General features: G+C 48.0%; 1 rRNA gene. It reads right to left on the reverse strand.

The features are described 5' to 3' along the window. Positions 1–265 precede the first annotated feature (265 nt). Positions 266–384, reverse strand: a 5S ribosomal RNA gene (gene rrf / locus ACYVJ0_RS13825). Positions 385–527 lie beyond the last annotated feature (143 nt).

The raw sequence follows: 527 nt of genomic DNA on the forward strand, positions 1-527 counted from the left end.
ATATACATATGTATATGCAATGAACAGCCCAGCGCCCTTATAAAAACGAACCCGTGCCAACTCCCGACTTCTGAACTCTTGATCTTTTCAAACTCGACATGCTGCAAAAACAAAAACAAAAACCCGACCCCACACCCTCCTCTCGCTCTCTCTCTCTTTTCCCGTTCTTCTCACCTTTTCTGCAGACCTGCCTTTCCTTTATCCTCCCTTTTACTCTTCCTCTTTAAGATGATGATGATGTAACAGGCAAAAAGCAAAAAGAGAAGAACCACGGCACCCGGGATTCCCACGTGGTCCCCCACCGTGGTACTAACCGAGCGCTCTTCAGCTTAACTTCCTGGATCGGACGGGGCAGGGTGCTGTATGAAGGCTATGGCCGTGGATAAGATTATAACACTAACCTCCCTACTTGTCTTGTCCTACTTTATCTTGTTTCCTTCCTAAGACGAGTTGAAAGACGAAAGGGAACGAAGGAAACACCAGCCTGTCGATAAGATTGACAGCGACAAGCCGCTTGGCCCTAGCGC

The organism is Microbacterium petrolearium (genome assembly GCF_054782875.1).